This window comes from Wenxinia saemankumensis, from assembly GCF_900141735.1.
GTDB lineage: Bacteria > Pseudomonadota > Alphaproteobacteria > Rhodobacterales > Rhodobacteraceae > Wenxinia > Wenxinia saemankumensis.
In genome coordinates this window covers 97184-113021 of sequence record NZ_FQYO01000004.1, presented here as the reverse complement: position 1 = coordinate 113021, position 15838 = coordinate 97184, and the positions used below count along the sequence as shown (strand labels likewise).

At 69.1% G+C, this 15838-nt stretch carries 10 protein-coding genes, 1 tRNA gene and 1 pseudogene; 8 read left to right on the top strand and 4 right to left on the bottom strand.

Translation table 11 applies throughout. From position 1 onward, the window contains the following. Nucleotides 1-63: 63 nt before the first annotated feature. From BUE30_RS11640 to BUE30_RS11630, 3 genes are all read right to left on the bottom strand, one after another. Nucleotides 64-1974: an ABC transporter substrate-binding protein gene (locus BUE30_RS11640; RefSeq protein WP_073330630.1), complete on the bottom strand. Its 1911-nt coding sequence runs from the start codon at nt 1972-1974 to the stop codon at nt 64-66. Nucleotides 1975-2208: 234 nt separating this feature from the next. Continuing rightward, complete coding sequence (gene arfA, locus BUE30_RS11635) at nt 2209-3720, bottom strand: arabinosylfuranosidase ArfA (protein ID WP_073330627.1); 1512 nt, start codon at nt 3718-3720, stop codon at nt 2209-2211. A gap of 91 nt (nt 3721-3811) precedes the next feature. After that, on the bottom strand, nt 3812-4741 hold the full coding sequence (locus BUE30_RS11630; protein WP_073330624.1) for an ArsR/SmtB family transcription factor: 930 nt from the start codon (nt 4739-4741) through the stop codon (nt 3812-3814). Nucleotides 4742-4928: 187 nt separating this feature from the next. Between BUE30_RS11630 and BUE30_RS11625 the strand changes: the two genes are divergently transcribed. The 4 genes from BUE30_RS11625 (at nt 4929) to BUE30_RS11610 (ending at nt 11721) form a co-directional block, all read left to right on the top strand. Continuing rightward, nucleotides 4929-8096: an alpha-mannosidase gene (locus tag BUE30_RS11625; RefSeq protein ID WP_083601365.1), complete on the top strand. Its 3168-nt coding sequence runs from the start codon at nt 4929-4931 to the stop codon at nt 8094-8096. 25 nt (nt 8097-8121) lie between these two features. Further along, on the top strand, nt 8122-9333 hold the full coding sequence (locus BUE30_RS11620) for an AGE family epimerase/isomerase (protein ID WP_073330621.1): 1212 nt from the start codon (nt 8122-8124) through the stop codon (nt 9331-9333). Nucleotides 9334-9471: 138 nt separating this feature from the next. Next, complete coding sequence (locus tag BUE30_RS11615) at nt 9472-11175, top strand: bifunctional sulfate adenylyltransferase/adenylylsulfate kinase (RefSeq protein ID WP_073330618.1); 1704 nt, start codon at nt 9472-9474, stop codon at nt 11173-11175. 186 nt (nt 11176-11361) lie between these two features. Further along, nucleotides 11362-11721, top strand: a complete 360-nt coding sequence (locus BUE30_RS11610) for a hypothetical protein (RefSeq protein ID WP_139300551.1) — start codon at nt 11362-11364, stop codon at nt 11719-11721. Nucleotides 11722-11733: 12 nt separating this feature from the next. On the opposite strand, the gene BUE30_RS11605 is transcribed toward BUE30_RS11610, so the two are convergent. After that, entirely contained in the window at nt 11734-12759 is a 1026-nt protein-coding gene (locus BUE30_RS11605; protein WP_073330612.1) for a LacI family DNA-binding transcriptional regulator, read from the bottom strand. 143 nt (nt 12760-12902) lie between these two features. Here BUE30_RS11605 and BUE30_RS11600 point away from each other — a divergent pair. From BUE30_RS11600 to BUE30_RS11585, 4 genes and pseudogenes are all read left to right on the top strand, one after another. Further along, nucleotides 12903-12979, top strand: a tRNA-Arg gene (locus BUE30_RS11600). 631 nt (nt 12980-13610) lie between these two features. Then, nucleotides 13611-14510 (top strand): LysR family transcriptional regulator, encoded by a 900-nt coding sequence (locus tag BUE30_RS11595; protein WP_073330609.1) that lies wholly within the window; start codon nt 13611-13613, stop codon nt 14508-14510. 100 nt (nt 14511-14610) lie between these two features. After that, nucleotides 14611-15240, top strand: a pseudogene (locus BUE30_RS11590) (carboxymuconolactone decarboxylase family protein); the annotation flags it as partial. Nucleotides 15241-15436: 196 nt separating this feature from the next. Further along, nucleotides 15437-15832, top strand: a complete 396-nt coding sequence (locus BUE30_RS11585) for a (R)-mandelonitrile lyase (RefSeq protein ID WP_073330607.1) — start codon at nt 15437-15439, stop codon at nt 15830-15832. The last annotated feature ends 6 nt before the right edge of the window (nt 15833-15838 follow it).

Below are 15838 nucleotides of genomic sequence, written 5' to 3'. Positions count from 1 at the left end.
GGGGGGATGGCGCGGGGAAGACCCCGCCCGGCCGGGATGCGGCCGGGCGGGGCTGGCGTCAGGTCACTCGGCGCCCGTCGGCGTGAGCTGGGTGAAGATGTACTTCGAGTTCGCCCAGTTGTTCACGATGTTGGCGTAGGGGTTCTCCTCCGCCGTGGGCCAGCCTTCCCAGTAGGCCGTGTCGTAGACCGAGAAGACGTTGTAGGACATGACCGGGATCACCGGCATCTCCTCGACCATCAGGCGCACGAATTCCTGCCCGAGCTCGAGGTTGCGCGGGTCGGTGAACTCGGTGACGCGGATCTCCTCGATGATGCGGTCGAGCTCCTCGTTCTCCCAGCGCTGCCAGTTGCGCGAGGGCTGACGCTCGCCCGGCTCTACCACGAAGTCGGAATGCCAGCTGTCGAGGAAGAACGACAGGTCGGGATCGCCGCCCCACGTCTCCACCGACCAGGCCGTCGCCACGTCGAAATCGCCGAGCGGCAGCGTGGTGCCGAAGATCTGCGGATCGGCCAGCGGCGTCACCTCGATCCCCTGCTGCGACCATTGCTGGGCGATGATCGTGCCGAGCCGGTTGATGACCCCTTCGGAGAACGTGTTGATGGTGAACTCGAAGGGCTCGCCCTCCGGGGTCATCCAGGTGTTCCCGTCCTTGGTGAAGCCGGCCTGCTCGAGCAGCGTCGTCGCCGCGTCGATGTCCTGACGCCACCAGCCGTAGCCGAAGGCCCGCTGGATCGCCGCCTCGTCGGTCGGCACCTCGTCGCCGAATTGCGGCCGCACCATGTCGGCGATCTGCATGCCGATATTGGGATCGTAGGGCTGGATCGTCTCGCCGTTGCCGAGATCGAGCTCGTAGTCGATGAGCCAGTCCTGCATCGGCATGTGATAGTCGTCGGGATGGGTGCCGGTCGGCGGGACCGAGATCGCCGACAGCGTCGCCGCGCCGCGATAGGACGCCATCGACATCGCCCGCGCATCCAGCATCAGCGCCAGCGCCCAGCGGACGCGCCGGTCGTCGAACGGTGCGTTCTGGGTGTTGAAGATGATCATCGGCAGGGTCGGGTCGGGGTGGGCGTAGGGGAAGCCCTCGAACCAGCCGCGCACGCTGTCGCGATCCTCGATGATCGAGAACGTGCCCTCGGGCGTGAGGTCGTGGATCAGGTCGAGATTGCCGTTCGACATCTCGATCAGGCGGTTGTCGATGTTCGGGATCGACCGGTAGATGATGTATTCCGGCCCCGGCTCGCCCCATTGGGCCATCGCGGTCCGGTCCCAGTCCTCGCGCTTCTGCCAGGCATACCAGGACCCGTTCGGGTCGAAGGAATGCAGCGTGTAGGGGCCGAGGCCCACGGGCGGGTTGAACTGGAACGCGGTGACGTCATCGACCTCGGAAAAGATGTGCTCCGGCATGATCCAGGCGCCGTTCCAGCGGACCGAGAACAGCGCGTGGAACCGCGAGTTCGGCTCCTTGAGCGTGAAGCGGACGGTGTAGTCGTCCACCGCCTCGACGCTCTCGACGTTCTCGTTGAAGGCGGCCGACCAGGTCATGCCCGGCGTCGCCATCTGCGTCTCGACCGTGTAGACCACGTCCTCGGCGGTGAATTCCTCGCCGTCGGACCAGTAGATCCCCTCGCGCAGGCTCGCCGTCATCTCGGTGAAGTCGTCGTTGTACTGCCAGCCCTCGTCGGCGAGCTGGTTGTAGATGGCCCCGTCGAGGCCGGCATCGGGGTCGATGAACCACAGCGTGTCGGCGACGAGCTGTTGGTTGCCGTTCGACAGAGCCGCGCCGTTGCCGGCGACCCAGAGGTTGAAGTTCGGTGGATTGGTCGCCGGCGGTTCGGGATTCTGGATGATCAGAGTCTCGTTGCGCGGGAACTCGGTGATCGGCGGTGCCGTCGCCTCGTCCTGCGCGGTGGCGGCCGTGGTCAGCGTCGCGACACCGAACGCAAGGCCCCAGGCGGTAAAGCCCTTCATGGTCTCCTCCCTTTCATGCGCGCCGCCTCCACACGGCGCTGCGGAAACAGGTTACCCGCTCCCCGCTACCTGTCAACGCTTTTGCAGATACAAACCCGTTATGCTGATTGATAAAAACGGGTCCGCCCCGGGAGGGAAGCGGACCCGTTCTCGATCGCCGGGAGGCGCGATCTGCCGGCCGGGCGCGGGAGTCGTTCGGCCCCGCTTTCCCGGCCGGTGGTTCGGAGGCAGCGCTCAGGCGCGCAGCCGGATCACGTGGTAGGACAGGGCCGGCAGCGGGCAGGTCAGATGCTCGCCATCGAGGCTGGCGCCGGTCCCGTCCTGGGGCGCGACCTCGTCAGGTCTGTCGGCGGTGTTCACCGCCTCGAGGTCGTCGTGCCGGATCATCTTGTGGGTCTCGACCCGCAGCTTGCCGAATCCCGCGAGCCGGGTGTCCAGCTCGATCGTGTCGGTCTGGCTGCGGTTCACGACGAAGAGCGTGACGGTCCCCGCCGCCTCGTCATGGACGCCCGAGACGTCGACGAAGGGGACGTTGTCGCCGTGGGCGCAATCGTAGCCCGGCCCGTCGGTCACGAGGTGCAGCGCGGTGCCGCGCCCGTAGCGCGAGGCGAACCAGAACGGCCAGAAGATGGTCTGCCGCCAGGCCCGGCCGCCCTTCTCGGTCATGATCGGGGCGATCACGTTCACCAGTTGCGCGATGGCCGCAAGCTTCACCGTATCGGCATTGCGGATGAACGTGTTGAGCACGCAGCCGACCTGCAGTACGTCCTCGAAGTTGTAGATGTCCTCGAGCAGGCCCGGGGCATGGGGCCAGCCGTTCGCCCCGTCGAGGATCTCGCGGTCCTGCTGGTTCGAATGGTACCAGACGTTCCACTCGTCGAAGCAGATCGTGACGTCCTTCTTCGACCGCTTCTTGGATTTCACGTAGCGGATCGTGCTCGCCACGGTGCCGATGTAGTCGTCGAGCTTCTGGTTCAGCGCGAGGTAGTCGGCCGTGTTCTTCTCGGGGTTGCGGAAGTACATGTGCAGCGAGACGTGGTCGATCTCGTCGTAGGTCTCTTCCAGCACCGTGCGTTCCCATTCGGGATAGGTCGGCATGTTGGCGTGGGACGAGCCGCAGACGATGAGTTCCAGGTTCCTGTCGAAGGCGCGCACCGCCTTGGCCGTCTCGTTGGCGAGGCGGCCGTATTCGTAGGCGGTCTTGTGGCCGACCTGCCAGGGACCGTCCATCTCGTTGCCGAGGCACCAGAGCTTGACGTTCCAGGGATCGGCGCGGCCGTTCTTCTTCCTCAGGTCCGACCAGGCGCTGCCGCCGGGATGGTTGACGTACTCGACGAAGTCCCGCGCCTCCTGGATGCCGCGGGTCCCGAGGTTCAGCGCCAGCATCATGTCGGTGCCCACGCTCTCGGCCCAGTCGGCGAATTCGTGGATGCCGACCTCGTTCGATTCCGAGGTGTGCCAGGCGAGGTCGAGACGCGTGGGCCTATCCTCCTTCGGCCCGATCCCGTCCTCCCAGTTGTAGGCCGAGACGAAGTTGCCGCCCGGGTAGCGGACGAAGGGGACATCGAGCTCGCGGACGAGATTGGCCACGTCGCCGCGCATGCCGTTCGCATCGGCGGTGGGGTGGGTGGGCTCGTAGATGCCCTCGTAGACCGCGCGGCCCAGATGCTCGAGGAACGCGCCGTAGACGCGGTCGTCGATCCTCGACACGGTGTAGGTGCGGTGCGCCGTGACGCTCGCCTTCATGATGTCCTCCCTCCCGGCCCGAAATGCCGGTATGTATCCTCAATTCGGATATAACGGGCCGGAAGGGCCGCCCGTCAAGCGAAAGTCGCGGTCAGTCGGCGAGATGCAGGCGCATCACGATGTCCTGGTCGTAATTGCCGAAGCCCTTGCCGAAGATGTTCACCCCGCCGGGATGGCGCGCGCCGGCATTGACGGCGACGCGCATCCGGATCGAGTGATGTTCCTCCAGCCCCAGCTGGGCCAGCGTGACGGGAGAGATCCGGGTGCCGTCGACATAGGTGCCGTCGCCGTTGATCCGCCAGCTCTTCAGCATGCCGTACTGGCTGCCCTTCAGCTTCCACCAGTCGGGCGTGTAGACGCCCCGCTTGTCGCCGAAATCGCCGGGCGACGTCCAGGTGCCGACCTCGGTGTCGTTGACCGACAGCGTGATGTCCGACGGCCAGTCCTCGCGCGTGCCCGGTACCTCCGAGCTGAGCTCCATCACGAACTCGACGGCGTCCAGCCTCTTGCCGCGCAGCCGGGCGTTGTTCGGGAACTGGTATTCGACATGGCCGCGCGTGAACCAGAGCAGCCCCGCCCGCATCCGGTCCGGGTCGAGGAAGCTGTCCGGCACGTCGAGCAGGCCGACGATCCCCTCGGTCGTGCACAGCCCGCAGGGCGCGCTCAACTCGAACGAGGTGTAGAGGCCGAGCGGCATCGCCACCTCGATGGCATTGGCCGGCAGCGTCTCGCGCGCGGCCTTGAACGAGACGAGCACCTCGTCGACCGTGGCGATGCAGATCTTCTGACTGCCCTTGCGCGCCTTGCGCGTCTCGGTCCGGATCAGCTGCCCTTCCTCCAGCAGCGCCACGTTCGACGAGACGGTCGATTGCGGCAGGTCCAGACGGGCGGCGATGTCGTTGACGTTCATCGCCCCCTCGGAATGGAGGAGCTTGAGGATGCGGACGCGCAGGGCGGAGGCCAGCCCCTTCAGCACGTCGAGGTCGGTCTCGGGATCGATGACACGGTAATTGGCGGGCAAACGGTCTCTCCCCCGGAATTGGTGCCGGACTGTGTATCAGGTTTTCGGGTAATAACAATGCCGGCCTCGCCGGCGCCGTCAGCCGCGATGCCGCGCCGGAGGGGCCGTTGCCGCGGAGGCGCGAACGTGGTCTGCCTTGCGCCGGGGCGCGGCGGCAGGCCGGGAGGGGCCCCGAGGAGGCACGCGCATGACCTATTCCACGCCGTTGCGGCAGAAGCTGTCGCTCAGCACGGACGACGTGAAGCAGGAGGGCAAGCTCGACCGCCTGCTGGCGGACCTCGCGGCGAAGGTGCTGGCGCCGGTGCCGGCGGCGGTGCAGTGGCGCATGGCCCCGGACGAGATGGAGGCGCCCGCCGCGCTGGCCGCCGAGTGGCGGACCTGGCCCGCCTTCGGGCCCCGCGACGTCTGGTCCCGCAAGCAGGGGCATACCTGGTTCGCCGCCGAGGTGGAGGTCCCGCAGGTGGCCGCCGGGAGGACCTTCCTGCTGCGGATCTCGTCGCAGTGGCAGGACCGGCCGGGATCGACCGATCCCCAGTGCCTCGCCTATGTCGACGGGCGGATCGCGCAGGCGCTCGACGGCAACCATACCGAGCTGGTCCTGATGCGGGACGCCGTGCCGGGGACGAAGATCGTCGTGCATGTCGACGCCTTCACCTTCTTCGACCGGCCGCTCGCGGGCCTGGGCGCCGAGCCGATGGTGCGACACGAGGCGGTCGAGGCACTCTACCACGATCTGCGCACCCCCTTCGACGTGGCCCGGCACCTGCACGGGACGGACGGCCGGCGGCACGCGATCTTCGCCGCCATCGACCGGGCCCTGCGCGCGCTCGACCGGCGGGGCGAGGGGCTGACGGACGGCCTCGCCGCGACGCTGGACGAGGCGCGGGGGATCGCGGACGGGATCTACGCCGCGCAGGACAGCGAGGCGCAGCCGGTGATCACGGCCTTCGGCCATACCCATATCGACATCGCCTGGCTCTGGCGGGTGCTGCACACGCGCGAGAAGGGCGGGCGCAGCTTCGCCACCGCGCTGGCGAACATGGCCGAGTACCCGGCCTTCCGCTTCATGTACAACCAGGCCATCGTCTACGACTTCCTCAAGCGCGATTATCCCGACCTGTGGGAGCAGGTGAAGGCGGCGGTGTCGCGCGGCCAGCTGGAGATCGAGGGCGCGATGTGGGTCGAGCCCGACGCCAACATCGTCTCGGGCGAGAGCATGGTACGGCAGATCCTCGTCGGCCGCCGCTTCCACCAGCGCGAGTTCGGCGTGACACCGACCTGCGTCTGGCTGCCCGACACGTTCGGCTATTCGGCCAACATGCCGCAGATCCTCGACAAGTCCGGCCTCGACTACTTCGTCACGTCCAAGCTCAGCTGGAACGACACCGACCGGCATCCGTTCGATACGTTCTTCTGGCGCGGGATCGACGGGACCGACACGAAGGCGCATCTGCTGGTCGCCCAGAAGTTCGAGAGCGACGAGATATTCACCACCTACAATTCCGACCTGTCCGCCTCGGAGGTGATGGGCGCGTGGAAGCGCTACGAGCCCAAGTCCGTCTCGTCCGAGCTCGCCATCTGCTACGGCTGGGGCGATGGCGGCGGCGGGCCGACGCGCGAGATGATCGAGCGCGGGATGCGCTTCGAGCGGGGAATCCCCGGCGCGCCGAAGGTCGATCTCGGCACGCTGCGCGGCTTCCTGCAGCGGATGGGGGCGGCGATGGACGCGCCGGGCGCGGGCTATCCGCGCTGGCAGGGCGAGCTCTACCTGCAATACCATCGCGGCACGCTGACCACGATCGGCCGGACGAAGCGCAACAACCGCGCGGCGGAGCGCGCGATGCGAGAGCTCGAATGGCTCGCCGCGCTGGCCCATGCCACCGGGGGGGCGGAGTATCCCGTCGCCGATCTCGACCGGCTGTGGAAGGTCGTGCTGGTCAACCAGTTCCACGACATCCTGCCCGGCACCTCGATCCCCGAGGTCTATGCCGATACCGACGCCGAATACGCCGCGCTCTTCGCCGAGCTGGACAGCGAGAACGGCCCCGCGATGCGCGCGGCGCGCGCGCTCTCGGGTCAGGGCGCGCGGGTCTACAACTTCACCGGCCGCGACCGGGAGGGCGCCCTGCTGCGCCTTCCGGACGGGATTGCGGGCCTCGCCTCGGGCGGGATCACAGAGCCGGCCCAGCGGCTGGTCATGGCGGACGGGACGGAGGTGAGTGCCGCGCCGGTCCACGGCCTGCCGGCGCAGGGCTGGACCGGGATCGCGCGGGCCGAGGCGCCGGCCCCGCGCGCGAGAGCGGTCGAGGCCGCGCCGGACCGGCTGGAGAACGCGCTCCTGCGGGTGACGCTGACGCCGGAGGGCGAGATCTCCTCGATCGTCGACAAGGCGCGCGGGCGCGAGCTGCTGCCCGAGGGCGCGCGGGCCAACCGGCTGATCGTCTTCGAGGACAAGCCGATGGAATGGAGCGCCTGGGACATCGACTGGTACTTCGAGGAGCAGTCCTGGCCCTTCGGCGAGACGGCCGAGGTGGAGGTCGTCGAGACCGGCCCGCACCGGGCCGCCCTGCGGATCGTGCGGCGCTATTGCGGATCGAGGCTCACGCAGATCGTGTCGCTGGAGGCGGGCGCGGCGCAGGTCGAGTTCGACACCCATGTCGACTGGCACGAACGGGAGAGCGTGCTGAAGGCGCTGTTCCCCTTCGACCTGAACACCGCCGAGATCCGGGCCGAGATCCAGTTCGGCCATGTCGCCCGCCCCACTCATCGCAACACCAGCTGGGACCGCGCGCGGTTCGAGGCGTCGATGCATCGCTGGGTCGACATGTCGGAGGCGGATTTCGGCGCCGCGCTGCTGAACGACTGCAAGTACGGCTACAGCGCCCACGGGACCGAGGTCGGGCTGACGCTGCTGCGCGGGCCGCGCTTCCCCCATCCCGAGGCCGACCAGGGGTCGCACCGGATCCGGTACGCGCTGATGCTGCACGGCGGGATCGGCGACCTCGAAGTCGTCCATCACGCGGCCGAGGCGTTCAACAACCCGCCGCGCCTGATCGGGACGATCGGGGACAGTGCGGAGGGCCCGTTCAGCCTGGCCCGGATGAGCGCGCCGAACGTCGCGGTCGAGACCGTGAAGCGGGCCGAGGAGGGGGATGCGCTGGTGCTGCGCCTCTTCGAGCACGCGAACCGGCGCGCCGCCGGCCGTCTGGATTTCGGCCTGCCGGTGAAATCCGTCCGGCGCGTCACCCTGATGGAGGAGGATCCCTCCGGACCTTTGGAGCTGGACGGAAACGGCGTGACGCTGTCCTTCCGCCCCTTCGAGATCGTGACCCTGATGGTGGAGGTGGGGGCCTGAGCCCCCGCCAGGAGGAAGAGAGCAGATGACCGACACCGCCCCCGATTTCCACGCGACCGGCCGCCCGGCCCTGATGCGGCAGGACGCGCTGCGCCAGCTCGACTTCTTCCGTGCCAGCCTGCGCCCCGGCGGCCGGCTCGCCACGCTGGCGCAGGACGGCACCCCGAAGGACGGCCCGCAGGAACTGATCACGACGACGCGGCTCGTCCATTCCTACGGGCTGGGCCAGATCGCCGGGGCGCCGGATTGCGCCGACATCGTCGATGCCGGGATGGCCGCCCTGCGCGGCGGGCACGCGGACGGCCAGCATGGCGGATTCGTGTGGTCCTTTGATGCGGATGGCCCCGTCGTGGGCGACAAGCTCGCCTACGGGCACATGTTCGTCCTTCTCGCCGCCGCCACGGCGAAAGCGGCGGGCCACCCCGACGCGGACACGCTGCTGGCAGAGGTCGACGCGGTGATCGCGGAGCGGTTCTGGGAGGAGGGCAGGGGCCTGTCCGCCGACGAGTTCCGGCGCGACTGGTCGCCGTTCTCGGAGTACCGGGGCATGAACGCCAACATGCACGGGGTAGAGGCGCATCTTAGCGCCTACGAGGTGACCGGGCAGGTGCATTTCCTGACCCGCGCGGAACGCATCCTCGCCTTCTTCGTCGACCGGATGGGGGCGTCCAACGGCTGGCGCCTGCCGGAGCATTACGACAGCGACTGGCAGGTCGACAGGGAGTACGAGGGCGATCCGATGTTCCGCCCCAAGGGCACGACGCCCGGCCATTCCTTCGAGCTGGGGCGGCTGCTGCTGCAGGCCTGGGACCTGCGGGGCCGGCCGGAGGGCGACGCCCCGGCCCGCGCCCGGGCGCTGATCGAGACGGCGCTGGCCGATGCCGCGATGCCGGATGGCGGTTTCTGCTACACGCTGGACTTCGACGGCACCAAGCGCGTCCGCGACCGCTACTGGTGGCCCCTGACCGAGGCGATCGGCGCGGTGGCAACCCTGCTGAAGCTCGATCCGCGCGAAGCGGATGCCGCGCTCTACGAGGATCTGTGGCAGCAGGCCGAACGGCTGTTCATCGACGAGGCGCGAGGCGGCTGGTTTCCCGAGATCGATGCCGGGGGGCGCCCGGTCGAGATCCAGTTCACCGGCAAGCCCGACATCTACCATGCGTTGCAGGCCGATCTCTACCCGCTGCATGGCGGCCTGTCTCGGCATTACGACGGCATCGCGGGGATCCTGACCTGAGGCCCAGAACCCGGCCCCGGCCGTGCGGTCACGGCCGGCGGCGGCGTGGCGCGGGCGGTCTTGTCATCGTCGCCCGCCGCGCCTAGGCCGCGTCGCGACTCGTCCGCCCCGCAACCACCTGCATCCCGAGAAGTCCCCATGACGCCCAATCACACGCCGGTCCCCGAACTCTACGTCTCCTACGACAGCGCGCAGAAGCTGAAGCGCGAGGCGGCGGAGCTGCCGTCCTGGGATCTTTCGCCCCGCCAGGTCTGCGATCTGGAACTGCTGATGAACGGCGGGTTCAACCCGCTGAAGGGCTTCCTGGGGCGCGAGGATTACGACAGCGTCGTCGAGACGATGCGCCTTGCGGATGGCGCGCTCTGGCCGATGCCGATCACGCTCGATGTGTCCGAGAAATTTGCCGACGGGATCGAGGAAGGCGCCGACATCGCGCTGCGCGACGCCGAGGGCGTGATCCTCGCCACGATGACCGTCACCGACAAGTGGGTGCCGGACAAGGCGCGCGAGGCCGAGAAGGTGTTCGGCGCCGACGACCTGGCGCATCCGGCGGTGAACTACCTGCACCATACCGCCGGCAAGGTCTATCTGGGCGGGCCGGTGACCGGCCTGCAGCCGCCGATGCATTACGACTTCAAGGCCCGGCGCGACACGCCGAACGAGCTACGCGCCTATTTCCGCAAGATGGGCTGGCGCAAGGTCGTGGCCTTCCAGACCCGCAACCCGCTGCACCGCGCGCACCAGGAACTGACCTTCCGCGCCGCACGCGAGGCGCAGGCGAACCTGCTGATTCATCCCGTCGTCGGCCTGACGAAGCCGGGCGACGTGGATCATTTCACCCGCGTGCGCTGCTACGAGGCGGTGCTGGACAAGTATCCGGCCGCGACGACCCACCTGTCGCTCCTGAACCTCGCCATGCGGATGGGTGGCCCGCGCGAGGCGCTGTGGCATGCGATCATCCGCAAGAACCACGGCCTGACGCATTTCATCGTCGGGCGCGACCATGCCGGCCCGGGCAAGAACTCCGCCGGCGAGGATTTCTACGACCCCTATGCCGCGCAGGATCTCGTGCGCGAGCATCAGGCCGAGATCGGCATCGAGATGGTCGACTTCAAGATGATGGTCTATGTCGAGGACAAGGCCCAGTACTACCCGATCGACGAGGTGCCCGAGGGCGCGAACGTGCTGAACATCTCCGGCACGGAACTGCGCCGGCGGCTTCGGGAAGGTCTGGAGATCCCCGACTGGTTCTCCTTCCCGGAAGTCGAGGCCGAGCTGCGCCGCACCTCGCCGCCGCGCTCCAAGCAGGGCTTCACCGTCTTCTTCACCGGCTTCTCCGGGAGCGGAAAGTCCACCATCGCCAACGCGCTGATGGTCAAGCTGATGGAGATGGGCGGCCGCCCCGTGACGCTGCTCGACGGCGACGTGGTGCGCAAGAACCTCTCCTCCGAGCTCGGCTTCAGCAAGGAGCACCGCGACCTCAACATCCGCCGCATCGGCTACGTGGCGAGCGAGATCACCAAGAACGGCGGCATCGCCATCTGCGCCCCGATCGCGCCCTATACCGCGACGCGACGGGCCGTACGCGAGGAGATCGAGCAATACGGCGCCTTCGTCGAGGTGCATGTGGCGACCAGTCTCGAGGAATGCGAGCGGCGCGACCGCAAGGGCCTCTACAAGCTCGCTCGGGAAGGCAAGATCAAGGAGTTCACCGGCATCTCGGACCCCTACGAGGAACCCGCGCATCCCGAGCTGCGGGTCGAGACCGAAGGGACCGACGTGGACAATTGCGCCCACCAGGTCCTGCTGACGCTCGAGAGCATGGGCCTGATCAAGGGCTGACGGCGCGGGGGCCGGCGGACGGCTCCGGCCGTTGCCGGGATCGGTGCCGGTCCCGCCGTCCGCTAACCCCCTGATGCACAAAACCGACGCCCCGTCCGGCAATCCGGGCGGGCGCCGCGCCCCGAAGGTGACAGAGGCCCGTGCCCCGTGCTGTTCTTCCCCCGGGGAAGAGCAAGGGGCACGGGCATGAGACGAATTGCGGGACGGGCGGGGCGGGCGGCGTGCCTTCTGGCCGCCCTCGGCGCGGGGCCGCTGGCTGCGCAGGTGGCGGACGGAACCTACGATGTCGGGGCCTGCGGCGAGACACTCTCCGACGCCCGGGTCGTCGTTGCCGGAACGCAGCTGACCTTCGCCGAGGCGAGCTGCCGCCTGACCAACCCCACCAACGTGCGCGACATGGGCGAGGCCATCCTCTGGGACGCCGAGTGCAGCGGCGAGGGAGAGACCTATACCCGCCGCTACCTGCTGATGCAGGGCCCGTCCGGTCGGCTGGTCATCGTGCAGGCCGGCTTCGCCACCACCTATGTGAGCTGCCCGCCCGAATGATTGGTCGCCGTCTCAGCGGCGGCGCAGCGTGTCGCCCCAGGCGAGGCGGGGGGTCAGCTCCTCGGTTGCGGCGCGGGCGAGATCGGGATCGGTGACCCGGCCGGCCACGATCGCGGCGGCGCGCTGGCCGATCTCGCGCCGGCAGGCATCCATCGTCGCGAGCTGGCGCGGCAATCCGTCGAGCAGCTCCACCCCGTTGAACCCGGCCAGGCCGACCCGGCCCGGCACCTCGACGCCCTGCGCGGCCAGTTCCAGCACGCCCCCGGCACCGATCATGTCGTTGGAATAGTAGAGGAAGTCGAGGTCCGGACTCCGCGCCATCAGGGTCCGCGTCATCTCGCGCCCCTTGGCGAGGGCAGAGCCGCCCGAATAGAACTCGCGGTCCGCGATCTCGATCCCCGCGCGGGCGAGCGTGGCGGTGAAGCCCTCGAACCGCTTCCGCGCCCGGTGATCGAGCGGCATCTTGGTCCCGAGGAAGCCGATCCGGCGGTAGCCCTGCTCGAGGATGGCCTCGGCCATGGTGCGCCCCGCCCGTCGGTGACTGATGCCCACGCAGGCGTCGATCGGATCGCCGTCGGTATCCATGATCTCGACCACCGGGCAGCCGGCCCGGACCAGCATCGCGCGGCTGGCCTCCGAATGTTCGAGCCCCGCGACGATCACGCCGGAGGGCCGCCAGGACAGCATCTCGAACAGGACCTCTTCCTCCCGTTCGGGCAGGTAGTCGGTCACGCCGACGACCGGCTGCAGCCCGGTCCCGGCCAGCGTCTCGGAGATACCGGAGAGCACCTCGGGAAAGACCATGTTCTTGAGCGAGGGGATCACCACGGCGACGAGGTTCACCCGGCTGGAGGCGAGCGAACCGGCGATCCGGTTCGGCACGTAGCCCAGCCGCTTCGCCGCCGCCTTGACCCGGGCCCTCGTGGCCTCGGACACGTCGCCCTTGTCCCGCAGGACCCGGCTGACGGTCATCTCGCTGACCCCCGACGCCTCGGACACGTCGCGCAGGGTGAGCGGTCGTCGGGGCGGTACTGTCACGGGCGGCGGATCCTTCGCGCAACGATCTTGCGCGATGCATAAAGCAGCCGGCCCCCCCTGCCAATCCGCCGCCTGTCGTTCCGCTCGCCCGGTCGCCGCCCCGATTGACGCCCGGGGCCCGAGCGGGCAGGTAGATGGCAGGCGGTCCCGTGGCTCAACTGGATAGAGCAGCCCCCTCCTAAGGGGCAGGTTGCAGGTTCGAATCCTGCCGGGATCACCAATCGACCCCTGGAATGAGGGCCCTCCCACGGCGACGCTGCGCTCCGCCCGGTCCCGATCCGCAGAACGATGCTGGATCATGCAGCCGTTTCCGAACCCGATGCATAGATTCCCGGCGCAGGTCTTCGCCCGGACCGGACCTCTGCGAAGGGCACCCTACGCGCCCGGCTCCCCGGTACGCGAGCACTCGGCCGGGCGGGAAGTACCAACCCGTCAAGCGAAGGCGCGGGAGCGATCGGAGCCGGGGGAGGAACTCGGCGAAGGCCATGGTGGCGATCGTCGCCAGCAGGCCCACGGTCGAGCGGGGCGACACACTTCCGCCCCGGGGCCGGGAGCGGCTCGAGCAACCGACCCCGTCGAACGGCGGCTTCGGAACGGGAGGCGACTGGTTGGCCTTTCCCGAGGGTCGGTTGCGGGCCGGGATGGGCGAAGGCGGTGCGGCGGGTCGCCTCTCCGCTCTGTGTGCCCTGCGGGCCCCGGCAGCTCGTCAGGTCGGAAAGTCGCTGGTCTCAGAAGCTTGTTGCCTCGCGATCCCCCGTTCGCTGTCACGGCACGATCGAAAGCGGATATTGGACAAGCCTTCCGCACCGCGCCTAAATCTTGCATGGGCCGCCCGGCCCGGGAGACCCGCGATGCTGCGCGAGAACATCCATGACCTGATCGCCCTCGCCGCCGTGGCGGAGGAGCGGAGCTTCACCCGGGCGGCGGCGCGGCTGAATGTCAGCCAGTCGGCGCTCAGCCACACGATCAAGGCGCTGGAGACGCGGCTCGGGATGCGGCTCCTCACCCGCACGACCCGTTCGGTCGCCCCGACGCTGGAGGGGGAGGACCTGCTGGCGACCCTCAATCCCGCCTTCGACATGATCGAGGCGCGGCTGAAGGCGCTGAACGATTCCCGCGACCGGCCCTCGGGGACGGTCAGGATCGTCGCGGGGGAATATCCGATCGAGACCCTGCTCTGGCCGAAGCTCTCGCCGCTGCTGAAGGAGCACCCGGCGGTGAACGTCGAGTTCGTGATGGAATACGGCTACACCGACCTCGCCTCCGCCCAGTGCGATGCCGGCGTGCGCTACGGCGAGCAGGTGAGCGAGGGGATGATCTCGATGCGGATCGGGCCGGACGAGCGGATGATCTGCGTGGGCGCGCCGGACTATCTCGGCCGCGCGGGCGCTCCGGAGACGCCGCACGACCTCGGCGGGCACGACTGCATCAACCTGCGGCTCTCGACCCACGGGCAGCTCTACGCCTGGGAGTTCCAGGAGCCGGGCGGGGCGGAGTTCCGGGTCAAGGTGTCGGGCCAGCTGACCTTCAACACGATCAATCCGGTGCTGCAGGCGGCGATCGACGGCCACGGCCTCGCGCTCGTGCCGGACCGGCTGGCGGGGCCGGCGCTGGAGGCGGGGCGGCTGAAGACCTGCCTCGACGCATGGTGTCCGACCTTCCCGGGATTCCATCTCTACTACCCCAGCCGGATGCGGCCCTCCTCCGCCTTCGGCCTCGTGCTGGAGGCGTTGCGGGAGCGGTCCGATTGATGAGGCAGGCTCATGGACGGGGTGGGCCGGCGGGGCATTAACGCGGGGCGAAGGGGCGCCACCTCGGGGGCAGACACGAACCTCCGAAGGGACCGCCCCGATGAAGAGCTTCCTTGCCGCCACCTCGGCCGCCGCCGCACTCGCCGCCACCTCCGTTCCGGCCCAGGATCCCGCCGGCACCCTGCCGGACGCGGTGGGCGAGGTCGCCCCGGCGCTGGAGGCCTATTCGACCGAGGATCTCTTCGGCGAGGTCTGGCTCGGCGCGGCGTTGCCCCTGCGCGACCGCGCCCTCGTCACTTTCGCCGCGATGTTGACCCGGGGCGAGAGCGGACTGCTGGCCGATCACGCTGAACTGGCGCTCGAGGCCGGAGTCACCCCGGCGGAGCTGTCGGAGACGATCACGCATCTCGCGTTCTATTCCGGATGGGGCAACGCCGTCGCGGCCGCCGAGGTGCTGGCCCCGGTCTACGCCGAGCGCGGCGTCGCGGCCGCCGATCTGCCGCCGGTCGATCCCGAGCTTCTGCCGCTGGACGAGGAGGCCGAGGCGGCGCGCCAACGACAGGTCCAGCAGACCCACGGCGACACCAGCCAGGGGGTCGTCGACACCACGGAGGCGCTGCTCTTCCGCGACCTCTGGCTGCGCCCCGCGCTCGAGCCGCGCGACCGCTCCCTGGTCACGGTCGCGGCGCTGATCGCCGCGGGGCAGCCCGACCAGATGTCGTTCCACCTGAACCGCGCGATGGACAACGGCCTGACGCAGGACGAGGCAGGGGCGATGCTGGCATCTCGCCTTCTACACCGGTTGGCCCCGGACCTTCTCGGCCCTGCCGGTCGCGCGCCAGGTCTTCGACTCGCGCGCCGACTAGGACTTGTCCCTGCGGTGCCCCCCCCTCGTGCCGCCGCGCCCCCCAGAGGAGACCCCCCCCATGAAGATCACCCGTTCCGGCACCGCCCCGTCCAATCCGGGGCCCGAGGCCAACTTCACCGGCACCGTCCGCATCGACCCGCTCTACGCCTCGACCGAGCCCGGCCGAGCGATGGGCGCCCATGTCACCTTCGAGCCCGGCGCCCGCACCGCCTGGCACACCCACCCCGCCGGGCAGGCGCTGATCGTCACCTTCGGCCGGGGCCGCGTCCAGCGCGAGGGCGGCCCGGTGAAGGAGATCTCGGCCGGCGACGTGGTCTGGTTCGAGCCGGGCGAGAAGCACTGGCACGGCGCCTCGCCTGAGACCGCGATGAGCCATATTGCGGTGCAGGAATCCGTGGACGGCTCGCCCGTCACCTGGATGGAGAAGGTCTCGGACGCCGACTATTCCGGCTGAGGCCGG

Bases quoted from the DNA above. Each gene is read 5' to 3' on its own strand.
- BUE30_RS11640 (WP_073330630.1), bottom strand. From the start codon at position 1,974: ATGAAGGGCTTTACCGCCTGGGGCCTTGCGTTCGGTGTCGCGACGCTG.
- arfA (WP_073330627.1), bottom strand. From the start codon at position 3,720: ATGAAGGCGAGCGTCACGGCGCACCGCACCTACACCGTGTCGAGGATC.
- BUE30_RS11625 (WP_083601365.1), top strand. From the start codon at position 4,929: ATGACCTATTCCACGCCGTTGCGGCAGAAGCTGTCGCTCAGCACGGAC.
- BUE30_RS11620 (WP_073330621.1), top strand. From the start codon at position 8,122: ATGACCGACACCGCCCCCGATTTCCACGCGACCGGCCGCCCGGCCCTG.
- BUE30_RS11615 (WP_073330618.1), top strand. From the start codon at position 9,472: ATGACGCCCAATCACACGCCGGTCCCCGAACTCTACGTCTCCTACGAC.
- BUE30_RS11610 (WP_139300551.1), top strand. From the start codon at position 11,362: ATGAGACGAATTGCGGGACGGGCGGGGCGGGCGGCGTGCCTTCTGGCC.
- BUE30_RS11595 (WP_073330609.1), top strand. From the start codon at position 13,611: ATGCTGCGCGAGAACATCCATGACCTGATCGCCCTCGCCGCCGTGGCG.
- BUE30_RS11585 (WP_073330607.1), top strand. From the start codon at position 15,437: ATGAAGATCACCCGTTCCGGCACCGCCCCGTCCAATCCGGGGCCCGAG.